Here is a 14,890-nt window from a genome sequence, read left to right as displayed (position 1 = left end):
ATTAAATAGAATAAACAAGAATTATAGTGTGAGATGGCTTAAAAATCACTTAATTTCCCAAAACCAACTAGGTTTTAAGAAGGTTTACAGTTTATATTTATTGATTTTCTTACGTTCGCTGGAAGAGGGGATGCCTAATGCTTCGCGGTATTTGGCGATGGTTCTGCGTGCTACACTGATCTCTTTTTCTGTTTCCAACAACTCCATCAACTTGTTGTCGCTTAACGGTTTCTTGGGGTCTTCCTTGTCAATCAGGCCTTTGATGTGTGCTTTGATGGCAACCGCAGATTGATCGGCACTGCCATATTGGCTGACCCCCGATGAGAAAAAGTATTTGAGTTCAAATGTGCCTCTGGGGGTTTGGATGTATTTCTGGTTGGTGGCACGGGATATAGTGGATTCGTGCAAACCAAGATGTTCGGCTACATCTCTAAGCACCAGGGGTTGCATTGCCAGTTCACCCTCTTCAAAAAAAGCATGCTGTCTCTCAACGATAAAGGTGCCGACTTTGAGCAGAGTCTCACCGCGACTATGGATGCTTTTGATAAGCCCTTTGGCTTCAAACAGCTGCTCTTTGATTTTTTTGGATTGTTCGCTGTTGTCGAGTTGGTTGGCCAGGTCGATGTACATGCTGTTGACCTTGAGACGCGGGAAAGCATCGCTGTTGAGTTCCACTAGCCAACCTTCTTTGGTGCGTTTCAGGCGTAAATCGGGAATGATGACTTCGGAATCGGTTGATGAGAAGTCACGCCCTGGTCTAGGGTTGAGCGATTGAATCAGTTTAAAAAGTCTTGTCAATTCTTCGTCGTTGAGGCCGTACATTTTCTTGATGCGTTTATGGTCATGAAACGACAGCCAGTCGAAATGTTCTGAAATCAACTGTTTTGCGGTAACCACATAGGGAGTCTGTTGCATGTTGGCCAGTTGCAGTAATAATGATTCCTGTACATTACGAGCCCCGACGCCGGTGGGTTCAAACTGCTGAATGGTTTTCAGTACGCTCTCCAGGCTTTCCAGGTCAAACTCGGATTCCGGGTAATGGCTCTGAATCGATTCGAGCAGTTCCATCAGGGGGGTTGTCAGGTAACCTTCGTCATTGATGTCGTCGATCAAAAAATCGGCAATCAAGTCTTCACCCGGGTTCCAAGGGTAGATGTCGGACTGCCAGTAAAGGTGATCGTGCAGACTTTCATGTTCGGCCGTATAGTTCTCGGCACTGACGAAATCCTCATTGGATTGGCTTGATGTGGTGGTAGAGGTTGAATAATCGGAATAAACCTCTTCCCAGTTACAGTCTATTTCCAGGTCTTCGGATATTTTTTCGTCATGATTGATGTCCAAAGGCTGCTCGTCACTGCCAGGCGCTTCGGAATCGGGCTTGTCTTCATTTTGTTTCTGGTTATCGCTGTCGCCAAGCAAGTCCTCTTCGGAAAGGGCATCGTCTTCTACTTCCAGCATGTAGTTGGTTTCAAGCGTGGCTTCAATGGTCTGCTGCACTTCAAGTGCGGAATATTGAAGAATCTTGATGGATTGTTGCAGCTGAGGCGTTAGTTTTAGCTGTTGACCAACATTAATTTGTAAACCCGGCATCAGTGCCATGCAGTAGAACTCCTAAATAACAAAATGCTTGCTCTCAATTCTGGATTGTAGTGTATTCGCCTTTGTGAGCTATTTAGCTATATTAGGCGATTTATCAATCTATAAGCAAACCCGTCTGGTAAATCATTCGAATATGACGATATAATAATCCAAAACCGCATAAAAGGTAACGGTAACCGCTGAGATTGGCCGTATTATCAGTGGAAAAACCATTTTTGAGGTTGTTGAAAAATACTATAAAACATTTAGAGCAATAGTAACTCGTCTGGAGGAGTTTTATGACAATCAAGCAAGAAGCGCATCACCTAGTTGATCAGTTGGCCGAAGATGCCACCTGGGATGATCTGGTCAGATCCTTGTACCGAAATAAAAAAATCACTTTGGGGATGACCGACATCGAAGTGGTTCAGGATGAGATCTCAGAGGCTGATATCAATACGGTCATGGCTCGACTCCAGTCATCCAGCTCAACCCCGGATGATATGCGTAACACCAAAACTTATAATCCGAGCAATAGCGTGACTGCCAGTTGGGTGCTGGTCGCGCTCGCGCCGCTGCTGTTTATTTCCATCTTGCTGGCTCCGGTGGCTTATGTTCTTGCAATCGGCGGGATTGTTATGGGATTGAAGGCGGTTAAAGACCGTGTTGAAAAGGCCTGGTTGCCAGTGTTGGTAGGGGTGATTGAACTTTTACTGTTTGTGGCACTGCCGGTGGTTGGCTCCTGAATCCTGTAAAAAATAGACGCCATTGATGAAAGCCGGGGTTATCCCGGCTTTTTTGTTTCTCGGGTTTTGTTTTTTTACGTTCAGTGTGAATATGACGATTTGAGCGGGAGTTCCGTTTACGTTTATAAGCGTTCAAAAAGTAATCGTTATAATAATGCGCATAATGCATTTTTCATCTCGGGACGATGAGAGGAAGTTTGTGTGTTATGCAGGTTGAAAGTCCGTTCAGGCTTGGTCGAACGGGTTTTTATGTGGTGTCAGATACTTGATTATTAGTTCGCATAATATATATTATGTTAAATTGGATTTGGGGTGTGATTATTGGGGGTATGCTCTCTTTTGTATTCTTTATTTGATGGCTTTGATCGGTTGTCGAATGACGTTTAGGGATTGGCGAATTTTAATCTGATGAGGATGGGGTTTTTTGGATTGGTAAAATAGACAGGCCTGCTCATTTTTAGCTGAATTGGGATTCAACCTATACATGAAGTGAAACCTGCCTTAAAAAATCCATCGTTTTTAATGATTGCGTTTAATTAAGGTTGGCTTTTTAAAACTCTTGCGATTCAGTTTTCTAGTTTTGAATCGATTGTATCAAGTGCAAAACGTTTTCCGGTGGCCGACCCATAATCGCTCGGCCGCCAATTTTGACGATGGGTCTTTCGATGAGTTTTGGATTGTTGACAAGAATTTCAAACCATTCGTCATCGCTTCGCTGATCGTGTTTGCTGAGCCCGAGTTTTTTGAAAAGACTCTCCCCAGTGCGCATGATTTCCAGTGGTGTGGTGTGCATCAGCTGGCACAATTCCATGAGCTCCTCTTTGCTCGGTGGAGTTTCCAGGTAGCGCACCTCTTCGACTTCAAATTGATGATCCAACAGGATTTGCAAACTGTTGCGGCTTTTTGAGCAGCGCGGGTTGTGGTAAATTTTGGCGCTTGGCATACCTTATGACTCTTGATTGTCGTCTTCTGAGTCGGAATCCTTTTCCAGGCGTTTACTGAGTGCGCTTTCGACCGCTTCGATGCGAGATTTGCACAGCTGGTAAGCGCGAGTGGCCTCGTCGACCATGGGCACCAGTTCGTCAATATCCACTTCTTGGGTATTGGATAGTTTTTGCGCGATCTCTTGAAGTTTGGCGTAATTGTTTTTAAAGCTATCGGATGCTTGGCTCATGGTTATCCTTTAGGTAGTAAAACGTTAGGTAAAGTGATGGATTTGGTTGGACGGGAATCCATTATTTATCCACCTCATTGAGGTTGTTTTCAGGCGGTTTGATCGTCGCCTTTTTGGGGATTTCCGCCTCCAGGCTGCCATCGATAAATTGTAGCTGCAGATGTCCAAGCCGTTTGGCCTCTTTTGCTGTTTTAATGGGCATGCCCTGCTCGTTTTTGGCCATCACAAACCCGCGGTTTAATTGGGTTTTTGGGCCCGAACTCAATATAAAAGCAATCCACTGGATAATCTGGCTATGCTGATAGTCCAGGCTGCGTTTGGCCTCTAACAGGATTGCCTGGTGGTTTTGCTCAAGATGAAGTTTGCTGCGATCGATTTGCTGGTTGATGGCGGTCAGTATTCTGTTCTGGAGCTGTTCCAGGGTTTCTTGGGTGGTGTTGAGCTTTTGCCGCGTTTGGCGCTGGAGCTGGTATTTTAATGGTTCCAAATTGTCTTTCCAGAAAAACAGACAGGCCTGACTATTATTCTGAATGGTGTGGTCCAACTGATCCAGTTGATGGTGAAGTTGTTTCACTTGTAACCGGCTGGTTTGTTCAATTTGCAGCCAGTTTTGTCTGGCCGTATGCGCCTGCTGAAAAATTCGGTTGCGGATGTCGGCAATGACTTTGCTGGGTGTGTCGTAACGAGTGTGGGCTACTTCGTCGAGAATGGTGTTGTCACGTTCATGCCCTATTCCGCTGAGCACCGGAAGCTTGGCTTCACAAATACGTTTGGCCAGAGGGTAGAGGTTGAGCTGGTTCAAATCGAGTTTGGCGCCACCTCCACGTAAGATAACCAGGGCATCAAATGGATTGGTTGCATGCAGTGACTCAATGGCATCCAGCGCCGCCAACATTTCGGTTTCGACCTGATCTCCCTGAAAAGCGCTGTAGAAATATTTAAACTCGCATAATCCAGCCTGCTGAAGTTGGTCGGCGTCCGCTCTGAAATCTCCCAGGCCAGCCGCGGCTAGTGGCGCGATGACTGCGATTCTGAAAAAGTCGTTAGGCAAGGTGTAGCGTTTGTTCAGCTCATAGAGCTTCTCTTGAATCAACTGCTTGCGGATTGAATTGAGTTTGGCTTCAAGCTCTCCCAGAGTAAAGGTCGGATCTATGTCTTGGATGACAAAAGAGAATCCATATTGCTCATGGAAGTTGATCTCGGCCAGTAGCAATATTTTTTGTCCGACCGCCAACTCACTGCCCGTCTCAAGGCTGAAACGCCCCAGCAGGCGTTCGACTTGGCTTTGCCAAATCATAGCACGACAGCTTGCCAAGGTTTGGCCTTGTGCATTGGTTTCGGACAGTTCAAGGTAAATATGCCCGCGGTTACGGTTGAGGTTGGCAATTTCGGCAATGACCCAGGTGCCGCCGGGGAATTTTTGGCGCAACGCCATTTGCACCTTCTTGAGCACCTGAGACAGGGGCGCGCCCTTTTGGGATTGGGTATCCATTGCAAGCGGCAAATCATTTTGAGAATCGGGCAGATTGACTTGATTTGAGTTGGATTGTGCGCCAAGTTCAGACGTTGGAAGCCAGCGTTCAAACTTGTTGAGCTCGTCTTTCAATTCGGTGGGCACATACCATTTTTTACTGATATTATCCCAGCGAGCACCAAGCGATTTGGCCTGATCCTTTTCCCGAAATGGCACCTCTAGAAATGTCATGATGTCCCCTCTTTTGGGAGTTTTTCATCCATGCGGGCAATTTCAGCGACGACCATCTGATAGGCTGTCTCCACGACCTCGATGCCCGCCTCTTTTTTAAAGGCGTTTTGCGATAAATGGCGACGCCAGATCCGGCCCCCGGGCAGGCCGTGAAACAGCCCCAGCATGTGTCGTGTAACCTGGATCAATTTCCCACCATCGGAAAGGTGCCGTTCGAGGTAGGGATACATGTTTTCAAGCACTTGTTGGCGGCTGGGAGCCGGTTGGCTACTACCATAGTAAAGTGAATCGATCTCACTTAATAAATATGGTTGCTCGTAAACTGCCCGTCCAAGCATCACGCCATCCACCGCAGGATAAATAATATCATCCGCCTGATAGGGTTTTAGGTGGATTAGCCCTTGCTGGGGTGACTTGATTCCGCCGTTGATGGCGACTGGAAGTTCTGGAAATTCAGTTTTGATGCGATGCACCCAGCCGTAATTCAAAGGCGGCACTTCACGGTTTTCTTTTGGAGAAAGTCCTTGCAGCCAAGCTTTTCGCGCGTGAATGACAACGCCGTCGACTTGTGCTTCCACCAGGCCTGCTATGAATATTCTCAAAAGCTCAAAATCTTCCTGATTGTCGATGCCGATTCGACATTTGACCGTGACCGGGATTGAAGTGACGGCCTTCATTGCAGTGACCGCTTCAGCCACGATGTGCGGATAGCCCATCAAGCAGGCACCGATCATATTGTTTTGTACGCGGTCGCTTGGGCAGCCTACGTTCAGATTGATTTCGGAATACCCCCACTCCTCTCCCAGCCTTGCACAAGTGGCCAGGTCTTTGGCATCGCTACCGCCAAGTTGAAGCACGACTGGAACTTCCTCAGGATTGTGTCCCAGAAAACGCGGTAGGTTGTCCCCGTGAATGATCGCTCCGGTGGTAACCATTTCTGAATACAGCCAGGCCTGTTGAGAGAGCTGGCGATGAAAAAAACGGCAATGTCTATCCGTCCAGTCCAGCATAGGTGCCACGCTGAAATTCTGGGCACTGTTACTGGCTTGGTGGTATTCGGTTTGCTTCATAAAGGTTGTACTGCTGGATTAGGTTGAATTGAAGTGATTATATCTCAGATAACCTAGATTTTCAGAAAGGCTCGGTTTATAGAGCATGAAGTGAAAACTGCATGCTTGAGATTATTTTTTAATATAGAAACTGATACATGCCTATGGCATTTATTGAGGACCGTAGAATTTGAAAAAATGGGGATTAGCATCAGACTTTAGCGTCTCGACGGTTATAATATGGGCTATTACTCAATAAACTCAAAATAGCGACATGAAGAATGCCATCCAACTTTTTAAACTTCTTTTTCATTCTGAAGAGCTGACAGGGGTTGAGCTTGAAAAATGCCAGCTCGCCTGCAAGATTGCGTTGGAGGCTGAAACCCTGCCCGAGAAGTCGGTGGTTCGCAGTATGGATGTGGCCAAAATTCTGGCCGATCTTAAGGTCGACGCCGATACATTGGTTGCAACATTATTAAGTGATGCGAATGTTGAAGAGATTTATAATCAGGACTTCATAGTCGAGCATTTCGGTGAATCAACTGCAGAATTGGTTGAAGGTATCCGTTTTCTGAATCAGTTTAAAGACTTTGACATCAGTCATCGTTCGGATGTGCAAAACGAGCGTTTACGCCAGATGCTTCTGGCCATGACAACCGATATTCGCATTATGATTGTCAAGCTGGCTTATCGAGTTGCACGTCTAAGGCATTTGAAATTTGAAGAACCGGCGGTGCGCAAGCAGATAGCCGAAGAAACTCAACTGATTTTTTCGCCGCTGGCGAACCGTCTTGGGATCGCCCAGCTCAAGTGGGAGCTGGAAGATCTCTCTTTCCGTTTTTTGCATCCCGAACAGTACAAGGACATTGCCAGTCAACTTGATTCGAAACGACATGGCAGGGAAAAGTACATTCAGTCGGTGATTGATATTTTACAGACCTTGTTAAAGTCGCAGAATATCGAGGCTAAAATCTCTGGACGCCCTAAACACATCTACAGTATCTGGAAGAAGATGCAACGCAAGAACTTGCCGATTGACGAATTGTTTGATCTCAGAGCGGTAAGGATTTATGTCGATTCCATAAAAGAGTGCTATGAGGTTTTGGGACTCATTCACAGTCATTGGAGTTATATTAAAGATGAGTTTGACGATTACATTACCAGTCCAAAGGATAACGGTTATCAGTCGATTCATACGGTGATCTTGGGGCCAGAAGGCAAAACGGTTGAGATTCAGATTCGTACCAATGATATGCACCACTACGCTGAATATGGGGTGGCAGCGCACTGGCGTTATAAAGAAGGCGGAAAAGGGGTTGATAAAAACCTGGAAAAGAGCATCGCCAATGTTAGACAGCTTCTGGAAAACCCGAACGATCCGGATGTCTTTAAAGAGATCAGTACTGAGCTGAAAAGCCAGCACATCTATGTGATGACCCCTCAGAATGAAATCATGACCCTTCGCCAAGGGGCGACACCGCTGGATTTTGCCTACAGCATTCATACCGAGCTCGGACACGGGTGTCGAGGAGCCAAAATAAACGGTCGAATCCAGCCGCTGAGCACTCGGCTGAAAACCGGTGATAAGGTTGAAATCCTCTCGGTTAAGCATGGTGGGCCGAGCCGTAATTGGCTGAATCCAAATTTGGGTTATCTGAACAGCAGCAGTGCCCGTAATAAAGTAAAAAACTGGTTTAACAAGCAAGATAGAACCCAGAACATTCATGCTGGAGAATCCCTGTTTAATCGGGAAATTAAGCGTTTGAATGCCACTCAAGTCAAAGCCAAGTTGATTGTAAAACGCTTTAGGGTGGAGTCTGAAGAGGAGTTGTATGAAGCGATCGGTAAGGGACAGATCAACGAACGTCAACTTGCCAACTCGATTCAAGAGCAATTGAAACCTCAGCAAAAAGTGTTTGGGTTTAAGCGCCCCGCTTACGATGAAGAGATTCCGCATGATCGCCCCGTGTATGTGGTAGGTGCAACCCAGCTCAAGACCCAACTTGCCCCTTGTTGTCACCCGCAAAAAGGGGACGATATTGTCGGTTACGTGACTCGAGGCCGCGGCATTACCGTGCATCGCAGTGATTGTCCAAATATACTGAACCTAACGCATGATGAGCGTCAGCGAATCATTGAGGTCTCATGGAGTGATCAGACCGAAGCCAGCTCTGAAGGCTTTACGGCGGAGTTGTCAATTACCGCGTTTGACCGTAAAGGACTGTTGCGGGATGTCATGAGTGTATTGACCGATCTCGACATCAATCTGTTGGACTCAAAAACGCATACCGACAGTAATGAGCGTTCTGTGACGATGTTGTTGACCCTGGAGATGGAAATCCATACTCCTTTAGGAGATGTATTGGACCAGATCGAACAGATTCAAAATGTTGAAGCTGCTTCGATTACTAAAATCTAACTTATTCGGTTGTGGGGTTGGATACTTTTTTAGGTAGACTGTCATCGCTGATAAACACTTGCGTGTGCGTGGCCTGGATTTCGGCTATCGGGAGTGCCGCGCCAGCGAGCCACTTGCCAACGGCCTCTTGTTTGCTCGACCCTGTTACCAGTTTGAACAGATGTCGAGATTGACTCAGGCACTTGCTTGACAGGGTGACTCTCTCAGCCGGCGGTTTGGGGGAGTGAAACTCGGTTTGAACCAAATGCTTCTGTTCGTGTTCATGGCAATGGCCGGGAAACAGGCTGGCCGTGTGACCGTCCTCTCCCATGCCCAGCAGCACACAATCAAAAAAAACGCCCTTGACAATTTTTTCATAGATTACCGCCGCCTCTTTGGCGCCGAGTTCGGCTGGGATCATGTGAATCTGTGATTTGGGGATGCGACTTTTTCCCAGCCAGCACTCATTCAGAGACACACTGTTGCGTTCCGGGTCGTTTTTCGGTAAACAGCGTTCATCGCCCAAATAAACGTGCCATTTGTCCCAATTCATTTTAGTTGAATGTGACCTGTCCAATTCCGCCAGAATTCGGTAGATTGAAAGGGGCGTTGTACCCCCCGCCGTTACAAGATGAAATGCCCCTCTTTCGGAAATAGCTTCATCTGCCAGTTCCATGATTTTGTGGCTGGTGTACTGAGCGACTTCTTCCGCTGAGTCGAACAGTCTCCAGTTTTCAGGTAGCTTATTCACAAAGTGACTCTTCGAGTTCGGCACTTTGTCGCCACTCCTGTCCCGGCTGATCAAATAATTTGCTGGAGTCCTTGGGTCCCCATGATCCGGATGGATAGGTGTCAATATAGCTGGTATTGGAAGCCCAGGTTTGAATGATGGGGTCGACAACACTCCATGCGGCCTTGACTTCGTCATAGCGCAGGAAGAGGGATCGGTCGCCTTTGATGACATCAAGTAACAGCTCTTCGTAGGCATCAATGGTGTACCCTTCTGCATGACACAAACTGGCGTCTAGGCTGATTTGACGGGTATTGATTTCCAGGCCTGGCTGTTTTGCGGTCATTTCAATTTTGATGGATTCCTCTGGTTGGATGCTGAACACAATCCAGTTGGGTTCCATTTTCTTGACTTGCGAAGCCTTGAAAAATTGCTGTGGCGGATGTTTGAAACAGATTGAGATCAAGGTCTGGCTTTTAGGCATATTCTTGCCGGTCTGCAGATAAAAAGGTACCCCTTCCCAGCGCCAGTTGTCGATATAGAGCTTCAGTGCGGCGTAAGTTTCGGTCACGCTGTCTTCGTTTACCCCCTCTTCCTGCAGATAGGATTTAACCGCTTGTTCATGAATCACGCCTTCACCATACTGAGCTCGGTAGGCTTGGGCATTGACGTTCTTTTTGGTAATGGGGCGAATAGAATTTAGAAGTTTGACCTTTTCATCACGTAAAGCTTCGGCTTCCATAGAGGCCGGAGGTTCCATCGCAATCAACGCTAATAATTGTAATAAGTGGCTTTGGATCATATCGCGCATTGCACCGCTGGTGTCGTAATACCCGGCACGGCTTCCCACTGGACGGTCTTCAGAGTGGGTAATCTGAATGTGGTCGATGTAGTTGCGGTTCCACAAGGGTTCCATCAGCAGGTTGGCAAAGCGGAATACCATGATGTTTTGCACCATGCCTTTCCCTAAATAATGATCAATACGGTAAGTCTGCTCTTCTTCCAGGTAATGGTTCAACTGGTATTGCAGCGCTTTCGCAGAATCCAGGTCATAACCGAACGGTTTCTCTAACACCACGCGTTTCCAGCCTTGCGTTTGATCCAAAAGGTCAGATTCGCCAAGGTGCTGGACAACCGGGCCGAAATCCGATGGACTCATCGACAGATAAAACGCCATATTGCGAGACCAGCCCTTGTCAACAATAAAATCCAGTAGTTTCGGGTACTTACGTTTATCATTGATGTCCATTTTGAAATAAGTCAGGCGTTTTGTGAACTTTTTGAAAGTGACGTCGCAAAGCCCACCTCGCGCGGTTTTATTGATGTGTTCGACAATCATATTCTGCCAGTCGGCATCCGTCAGGTCGCGACGGCCAATGGCGACGATGTTTAAATCGTCAGCCAATCGTCCTTCAGTTTCCAGGTGGTAGAAGGCTGGCATCAGCTTGGTGAGCGAAAGGTTGCCGGTTGCACCGAAAATGACATAGGTGCAAGGCGTGTTATTATTTGGCATGATTAAACCTCATAGCTCGTGGAGCTGATCTTGCCGCCCGATTGAATCCAGTCCGTATGAAAGCGCTCCCCCCTTGGGGCATCGATACGTTCATAAGTATGGGCACCAAAATAATCACGTTGAGCTTGCAACATATTGGCCGAGACCTTTTCGCTACGATAGCCGTCAAAAAAGGCCAAAGCTGAGCTTAATGCTGGTGTTGGGATACTCTGCTGGATCCCGAAAATAATCGCCTTGCGCCAGTTGGCTTCACTGGTTTTGATTGCCTGTTCAAAAAAGTTGTCCTGAAGCAGGTTCTGGAGTTCAGGAGCTTCATCGTAGGCGCGTTTAATTTCGCCGAGGAAGGTGCTGCGAATAATGCAGCCGCCGCGCCACATCAGTGCGATGCCACCGTAATTCAAATCCCAGCCAAATTCTTTGGCCGCCTCTTTCATGAGCATATAGCCTTGTGTGTAAGAGATGATTTTTGAGGCATAGAGCGCATCATGAATCGCCTGTAAAACCTCGGTTCGATTTGCATCGCTTGGCTGAGAAGCACGTGGATAGATTTTGGAAGCGGTGACACGTTCGTCTTTTAAGGCAGACAGGCAGCGTGCGTATACCGATTCGGTAATCAACGTTAAGGGCACGCCCATTTCCAGTGAGCTGATGCCGGTCCATTTACCAGTTCCCTTTTGACCGGCTGCATCCAGAATTTTGTCAATCAGAGGGTTCCCATCGGTATCCTTGAATGTGAGGATGTCGGCGGTGATTTCAATCAGGTATGAATCGAGCACTCCTTGGTTCCACTGCGCAAAGGTTTCATGACATTCCTCGGCGCTCATGCCCAAGCCTTCGCGCATTAATTGATAGGCTTCTGAAATCAACTGCATGTCGCCGTATTCAATGCCGTTATGAACCATTTTGACATAATGGCCGGCACCGCCGTCTCCTACCCAGTCACAGCAGGGTTGTTGATCGGCTTTGGCTGAAATCGCCTGAAAAATAGGCTTGACCGCTGACCAGGCCTGCTGATTTCCGCCGGGCATGATGGATGGGCCGTTGCGTGCGCCCTCTTCTCCACCTGATACGCCAGTGCCTATGAACAAGAAGCCTTTTTCTGCAAGCTCCTGAGTTCTTCTTGTCGAGTCAGTATAAAGAGAATTGCCGCCGTCAATGATGATGTCTCCCTTGTCGAGCAAGGGTAATAGCTGCTCTATGAAAGCATCGACCACTTCGCCGGCCTTGACCATCAGCATGACTTTGCGGGGTGCTTTGAGGGATCCAACAAATTCTGCTAATGAATAGGTGCCGATAATCGACTTGTTAACCGCCTCGCCCGATAAAAAATCCCTTGTTTTTTCGGGGCTACGATTGAATACCGAGACCGAAAAACCGTGATCGGCCATATTAAGAACCAAGTTTTGTCCCATGACTGCAAGGCCAATGAGTCCGATATCTGCTTGCGACATAAGCACCCCTGAAAAGTAATGTGAGTAAAACTTCATTGTAACCAATGTATGTGAAAATACGATTGCAAAAATCGTTTTTAGCACTAATTATCAAGAAGAGAGATTGTTGAGACTACGACGGTGTAGAAAAGAGAGTCAGGCAGACATTGCGCTGATATAAATAGTGTAACAGCGGGAAAATTCAAACGCCAGAAATAAAAAAACCCACCATAAGGTGGGCTTTAAAATGTGGCGTCCCGTAGGGGAGTCGAACCCCTGTTACAGCCGTGAAAGGGCCGTGTCCTAGGCCTCTAGACGAACGGGACAGATTTGAATGAAATTCATTCAGCTTGTATTTCAACAAGCGATTTGCTCAACTGAATTCGTGTACTGACCTAGAAGCACATCAAATGAACCAATCTAAAAATGGAGCGGGAAACGAGGATCGAACTCGCGACCCCAACCTTGGCAAGGTTGTGCTCTACCGCTGAGCTATTCCCGCATAGTGGCGTCCCGTAGGGGAGTCGAACCCCTGTTACAGCCGTGAAAGGGCCGTGTCCTAGGCCTCTAGACGAACGGGACGCATTAATAAATGCGACTTTAAAATGTAAAAGTCAAAATCGAATTTCTTCGATTTAATATCACCATAATAAATCATGGATTTTATCAACTTTGGTGGAGCTAAGCGGGATCGAACCGCTGACCTCAACACTGCCAGTGTTGCGCTCTCCCAGCTGAGCTATAGCCCCTCGAGCTGATGGATGCGTATTATATAGAGTTGGCGGCGATGGTCAAGCATTTATTTAAAAAAACATGACACTTTTTTGTCATTGACAGGCCTGTCAGAATGCGGACTTTGGTAAGTGCTTGATTTATAGGTTGTGGGGGTGGGTTTCGAGTAAACAGTCCCGCTTTTTATGACGAGAAATGCTTAAAATTGATCTTTGAACTATGTGAAAGTTCGGTGTGGTGAAAAAGTTTGGTCATAAAAAAGGAGGTTGAATGCACAACCTCCTTCATTGAAGCAAGAAGCCTGTTACCCTTCTTTACGCTTCTCAATAAAAGCCAACGCCATTTTAATGCGTTCCAGACAGCGTTTTTGTCCAATCAGCTGTGCTGTGGCGTCAATAGCAGGCGATTGCCCTCCCCCGGTGATGGCTACTCGCAGAGGCATGCCTACTTTTCCCATGCCTAGCTCCAGCTCTTCAGCAGCGGCTTGGATGGCTTCGTGAATGGTTTCGCTCTGCCAATTATCCAAGCTTTGCAATTTATTGAATAGCAATTGCAGAGGCTCTTCAGCCACCGGACGCAAGTGTTTCTTGGCGGCCCCGGCTTCGAATTCCTCAAAATCTTGATAGAAATAGGTCGCGGAATTCGCCATTTCGATAAAAGTCTTGGCACGATCACGAAGAAGGTCCGCTACGTCCGCCAAATCCGGCCCGTTATTCAAGTCGCAGCCCAGTTCGGTGACAAAGGGTGCCAAATGACGGGATAGATGCTCTGGTTTGGCCATCTTGATGTGCTGTTCATTGATCCAGGTCAGCTTTTCGGTGTTAAATGTCGAAGGCGAGCTATTGACCGAATCCAGATCAAAGAACTCGATCATTTGGTCGATGGTGAAGATTTCTTGGTCACCATATGACCAGCCTAGTCGAACCAAGTAATTCAACAAAGCTTCAGGCAAGAAGCCTTGCTCCTTGTATTGCAATACACTGACTGCACCGTGTCGTTTCGACAGCCGGCTACCGTCTTCTCCGAGCACCATGGGGATGTGAGAGAACTTAGGCACTTCCGCACCAATCGCTTCATAGAGGTTGATCTGTCTGGGTGTATTGTTCAAGTGGTCATCCCCGCGGATGACATGTGTCACACCCATATCCCAATCATCAACGACAACCGTCAGGTTGTAGGTAGGCGTGCCGTCGGAACGTGCAATGATCAAATCATCCAGTTCCTTATTGGCAATGACGACTTTACCTTTGACCTGATCGTTGATCACCACTTCACCCTCTTCCGGGTTTTTAAAGCGGATGACGGGCTTAATGCCTTCCGGTGCTTCTCCGTTAAAGTTGCGGTAACGGCCATCGTAGCGTGGTTTTTCTCCGGCCGCCTTTTGAGCTTCGCGCATTTCATCCAGTTCTTCCGGCGTGGCGTAACAATAATAAGCCAGACCTTTTTCAAATAATAAGTCGATGACTTCTTTGTAACGCTCAAAACGATGCGTTTGGTAAAACGGCCCTTGGTCATAGTCCAGTCCTAGCCAGCTCATGCCCTCTAAAATCGCATTGACCGATTCCTGTGTAGAGCGTTCCAGATCGGTGTCTTCAATTCTGAGGATGAACTCGCCGCCAAGCTTTTTAGCGTATAACCATGAAAACAGGGCGGTTCTCACCCCACCAATATGTAAGTAGCCTGTCGGGCTGGGAGCAAATCGAGTACGAATCACAAGGTATCCTTAAGGTGTAATCTGAAATAAAGCGACATTATAAACCTTCAGGGTATAAATCTCACGACTAGATGCAGTCCTTTATGATTTGATGGCAAACCATTCAAAAAATAAAGCGCGC

12 protein-coding genes and 4 tRNA genes are annotated in these 14,890 nt (G+C 47.1%); 2 read left to right on the top strand and 14 right to left on the bottom strand.

What is annotated here, in order from left to right:
* Positions 1-84: 84 nt before the first annotated feature.
* The gene (locus B076_RS0106580) at positions 85-1,599 is read right to left on the bottom strand and encodes an RNA polymerase factor sigma-54 (protein WP_028486615.1); all 1,515 of its coding nucleotides are present in this window, start codon (positions 1,597-1,599) and stop codon (positions 85-87) included.
* Between the two features lie 278 nt (positions 1,600-1,877).
* Here B076_RS0106580 and B076_RS0106575 point away from each other — a divergent pair, with 278 nt between their 5' ends.
* Positions 1,878-2,324 (top strand): hypothetical protein, encoded by a 447-nt coding sequence (locus B076_RS0106575; protein ID WP_028486614.1) that lies wholly within the window; start codon positions 1,878-1,880, stop codon positions 2,322-2,324.
* Positions 2,325-2,672: 348 nt separating this feature from the next.
* Here the strand turns inward: B076_RS0106575 and B076_RS13260 are convergent, their stop codons facing one another.
* The 5 genes from B076_RS13260 to dusA form a co-directional block, all read right to left on the bottom strand.
* The gene (locus tag B076_RS13260; RefSeq protein ID WP_157753526.1) at positions 2,673-2,810 is read right to left on the bottom strand and encodes a hypothetical protein; all 138 of its coding nucleotides are present in this window, start codon (positions 2,808-2,810) and stop codon (positions 2,673-2,675) included.
* Positions 2,811-2,898: 88 nt separating this feature from the next.
* Positions 2,899-3,267, bottom strand: a complete 369-nt coding sequence (arsC, locus tag B076_RS0106570; RefSeq protein WP_028486613.1) for an arsenate reductase (glutaredoxin) — start codon at positions 3,265-3,267, stop codon at positions 2,899-2,901.
* A 3-nt stretch (positions 3,268-3,270) separates the two neighbouring features.
* On the bottom strand, positions 3,271-3,498 hold the full coding sequence (gene xseB, locus B076_RS0106565; RefSeq protein ID WP_038150464.1) for an exodeoxyribonuclease VII small subunit: 228 nt from the start codon (positions 3,496-3,498) through the stop codon (positions 3,271-3,273).
* A gap of 61 nt (positions 3,499-3,559) precedes the next feature.
* A complete protein-coding gene (xseA, locus tag B076_RS12315; protein ID WP_051347224.1) occupies positions 3,560-5,203 on the bottom strand; it encodes an exodeoxyribonuclease VII large subunit in 1,644 nt (547 codons plus the stop codon).
* On the bottom strand, positions 5,200-6,273 hold the full coding sequence (dusA, locus tag B076_RS0106555; protein ID WP_028486611.1) for a tRNA dihydrouridine(20/20a) synthase DusA: 1,074 nt from the start codon (positions 6,271-6,273) through the stop codon (positions 5,200-5,202). Before dusA ends, xseA begins: the two co-directional genes overlap by 4 nt.
* Before the next feature lie 253 nt (positions 6,274-6,526).
* Between dusA and B076_RS0106550 the strand changes: the two genes are divergently transcribed.
* The gene (locus B076_RS0106550; RefSeq protein ID WP_028486610.1) at positions 6,527-8,671 is read left to right on the top strand and encodes a RelA/SpoT family protein; all 2,145 of its coding nucleotides are present in this window, start codon (positions 6,527-6,529) and stop codon (positions 8,669-8,671) included.
* 1 nt (position 8,672) lies between these two features.
* Here B076_RS0106550 and pgl read toward each other — a convergent pair whose 3' ends face one another.
* From pgl to gltX, 8 genes are all read right to left on the bottom strand, one after another.
* A complete protein-coding gene (gene pgl, locus B076_RS0106545; RefSeq protein WP_028486609.1) occupies positions 8,673-9,401 on the bottom strand; it encodes a 6-phosphogluconolactonase in 729 nt (242 codons plus the stop codon).
* Positions 9,394-10,893 carry a glucose-6-phosphate dehydrogenase gene (gene zwf, locus B076_RS0106540; protein WP_028486608.1) on the bottom strand — a complete coding sequence of 500 codons (1,500 nt, stop codon included), beginning with the start codon at positions 10,891-10,893 and terminating at the stop codon, positions 9,394-9,396. The genes pgl and zwf overlap by 8 nt, the downstream gene beginning before the upstream one ends.
* A 2-nt stretch (positions 10,894-10,895) precedes the next feature.
* Complete coding sequence (gnd, locus tag B076_RS0106535; RefSeq protein WP_028486607.1) at positions 10,896-12,344, bottom strand: decarboxylating NADP(+)-dependent phosphogluconate dehydrogenase; 1,449 nt, start codon at positions 12,342-12,344, stop codon at positions 10,896-10,898.
* 229 nt (positions 12,345-12,573) lie between these two features.
* A tRNA-Glu gene (locus B076_RS0106530) sits at positions 12,574-12,649 on the bottom strand.
* A gap of 101 nt (positions 12,650-12,750) precedes the next feature.
* Positions 12,751-12,825: transfer RNA gene (locus B076_RS0106525), tRNA-Gly, on the bottom strand.
* Between the two features lie 4 nt (positions 12,826-12,829).
* Positions 12,830-12,905, bottom strand: a tRNA-Glu gene (locus B076_RS0106520).
* 91 nt (positions 12,906-12,996) lie between these two features.
* A tRNA-Ala gene (locus B076_RS0106515) sits at positions 12,997-13,072 on the bottom strand.
* A gap of 287 nt (positions 13,073-13,359) precedes the next feature.
* On the bottom strand, positions 13,360-14,769 hold the full coding sequence (gene gltX, locus B076_RS0106510; protein ID WP_028486606.1) for a glutamate--tRNA ligase: 1,410 nt from the start codon (positions 14,767-14,769) through the stop codon (positions 13,360-13,362).
* Between the last annotated feature and the right edge of the window lie 121 nt (positions 14,770-14,890).

It is taken from the genome of Thiomicrorhabdus chilensis DSM 12352, assembly GCF_000483485.1.
Classification (GTDB): Bacteria; Pseudomonadota; Gammaproteobacteria; order Thiomicrospirales; family Thiomicrospiraceae; genus Thiomicrorhabdus; species Thiomicrorhabdus chilensis.
The sequence above is the reverse complement of the archived record's forward strand: the minus strand, read 5'-3'. Positions and strand labels throughout refer to the sequence as shown.